Raw genomic sequence first — 2,955 nt, 5'->3', positions numbered from 1 at the left:
ATCCGCCAAAACATCTTCGGCGTTGTAAGGTTAAGCCTCACGGTTCATTAGTACCGGTTAGCTCAACGCATCGCTGCGCTTACACACCCGGCCTATCAACGTCGTCGTCTTCAACGTTCCTTCAGGACTCTCAAGGAGTCAGGGAGAACTCATCTCGGGGCAAGTTTCGTGCTTAGATGCTTTCAGCACTTATCTCTTCCGCATTTAGCTACCGGGCAGTGCCATTGGCATGACAACCCGAACACCAGTGATGCGTCCACTCCGGTCCTCTCGTACTAGGAGCAGCCCCCCTCAGTTCTCCAGCGCCCACGGCAGATAGGGACCGAACTGTCTCACGACGTTCTAAACCCAGCTCGCGTACCACTTTAAATGGCGAACAGCCATACCCTTGGGACCTACTTCAGCCCCAGGATGTGATGAGCCGACATCGAGGTGCCAAACACCGCCGTCGATATGAACTCTTGGGCGGTATCAGCCTGTTATCCCCGGAGTACCTTTTATCCGTTGAGCGATGGCCCTTCCATTCAGAACCACCGGATCACTATGACCTGCTTTCGCACCTGCTCGCGCCGTCACGCTCGCAGTCAAGCTGGCTTATGCCATTGCACTAACCTCCTGATGTCCGACCAGGATTAGCCAACCTTCGTGCTCCTCCGTTACTCTTTAGGAGGAGACCGCCCCAGTCAAACTACCCACCAGACACTGTCCGCAACCCGGATCACGGGTCCACGTTAGAACATCAAACATTAAAGGGTGGTATTTCAAGGTCGGCTCCACGCAGACTGGCGTCCACGCTTCAAAGCCTCCCACCTATCCTACACATCAAGGCTCAATGTTCAGTGTCAAGCTATAGTAAAGGTTCACGGGGTCTTTCCGTCTTGCCGCGGGTACACTGCATCTTCACAGCGAGTTCAATTTCACTGAGTCTCGGGTGGAGACAGCCTGGCCATCATTACGCCATTCGTGCAGGTCGGAACTTACCCGACAAGGAATTTCGCTACCTTAGGACCGTTATAGTTACGGCCGCCGTTTACCGGGGCTTCGATCAAGAGCTTCGCCTTGCGGCTGACCCCATCAATTAACCTTCCGGCACCGGGCAGGCGTCACACCGTATACGTCCACTTTCGTGTTTGCACAGTGCTGTGTTTTTAATAAACAGTTGCAGCCAGCTGGTATCTTCGACTGATTTCAGCTCCACGAGCAAGTCGCTTCACCTACGCATCAGCGTGCCTTCTCCCGAAGTTACGGCACCATTTTGCCTAGTTCCTTCACCCGAGTTCTCTCAAGCGCCTTGGTATTCTCTACCTGACCACCTGTGTCGGTTTGGGGTACGATTTGATGTTACCTGATGCTTAGAGGCTTTTCCTGGAAGCAGGGCATTTGTTGCTTCAGCACCGTAGTGCCTCGTCATCACGCCTCAGCCTTGATTTTCCGGATTTGCCTGGAAAACCAGCCTACACGCTTAAACCGGGACAACCGTCGCCCGGCCAACATAGCCTTCTCCGTCCCCCCTTCGCAGTAACACCAAGTACAGGAATATTAACCTGTTTCCCATCGACTACGCCTTTCGGCCTCGCCTTAGGGGTCGACTCACCCTGCCCCGATTAACGTTGGACAGGAACCCTTGGTCTTCCGGCGAGCGGGCTTTTCACCCGCTTTATCGTTACTTATGTCAGCATTCGCACTTCTGATACCTCCAGCAACCCTCACAGGCCACCTTCGCAGGCTTACAGAACGCTCCCCTACCCAACAACACATAGTGTCGCTGCCGCAGCTTCGGTGCATGGTTTAGCCCCGTTACATCTTCCGCGCAGGCCGACTCGACCAGTGAGCTATTACGCTTTCTTTAAATGATGGCTGCTTCTAAGCCAACATCCTGGCTGTCTGGGCCTTCCCACATCGTTTCCCACTTAACCATGACTTTGGGACCTTAGCTGGCGGTCTGGGTTGTTTCCCTCTTCACGACGGACGTTAGCACCCGCCGTGTGTCTCCCGTGATAACATTCTCCGGTATTCGCAGTTTGCATCGGGTTGGTAAGTCGGGATGACCCCCTTGCCGAAACAGTGCTCTACCCCCGGAGATGAATTCACGAGGCGCTACCTAAATAGCTTTCGGGGAGAACCAGCTATCTCCCGGTTTGATTGGCCTTTCACCCCCAGCCACAAGTCATCCGCTAATTTTTCAACATTAGTCGGTTCGGTCCTCCAGTTAGTGTTACCCAACCTTCAACCTGCCCATGGCTAGATCACCGGGTTTCGGGTCTATACCCTGCAACTTAACGCCCAGTTAAGACTCGGTTTCCCTTCGGCTCCCCTATTCGGTTAACCTTGCTACAGAATATAAGTCGCTGACCCATTATACAAAAGGTACGCAGTCACCCTGATAAATCAGGGCTCCCACTGCTTGTACGTACACGGTTTCAGGTTCTTTTTCACTCCCCTCGCCGGGGTTCTTTTCGCCTTTCCCTCACGGTACTGGTTCACTATCGGTCAGTCAGGAGTATTTAGCCTTGGAGGATGGTCCCCCCATATTCAGACAGGATACCACGTGTCCCGCCCTACTCATCGAGCTCACAGTATGTGCATTTTTGTGTACGGGGCTGTCACCCTGTATCGCACGCCTTTCCAGACGCTTCCACTAACACACACACTGATTCAGGCTCTGGGCTGCTCCCCGTTCGCTCGCCGCTACTGGGGGAATCTCGGTTGATTTCTTTTCCTCGGGGTACTTAGATGTTTCAGTTCCCCCGGTTCGCCTCATTAACCTATGGATTCAGTTAATGATAGTGTGTCGAAACACACTGGGTTTCCCCATTCGGAAATCGCCGGTTATAACGGTTCATATCACCTTACCGACGCTTATCGCAGATTAGCACGTCCTTCATCGCCTCTGACTGCCAGGGCATCCACCGTGTACGCTTAGTCGCTTAACCTCACAACCCGAAGATGTTTCTT

The 2,955-nt window shown here is 53.3% G+C and carries 1 rRNA gene; it reads right to left on the bottom strand.

Going from position 1 to position 2,955, the window contains the following annotated elements:
* Window positions 1-26: 26 nt before the first annotated feature.
* Window positions 27-2,933: ribosomal RNA gene (locus tag HEM79_RS22065) — 23S ribosomal RNA — on the bottom strand.
* Window positions 2,934-2,955: the final 22 nt, after the last annotated feature.

Origin of the sequence: Escherichia sp. 93.0816 (assembly GCF_013368855.2) — a bacterium.
Lineage (GTDB): Bacteria > Pseudomonadota > Gammaproteobacteria > Enterobacterales > Enterobacteriaceae > Escherichia > Escherichia ruysiae.
The sequence above is the reverse complement of the archived record's forward strand: the minus strand, read 5'-3'. Positions and strand labels throughout refer to the sequence as shown.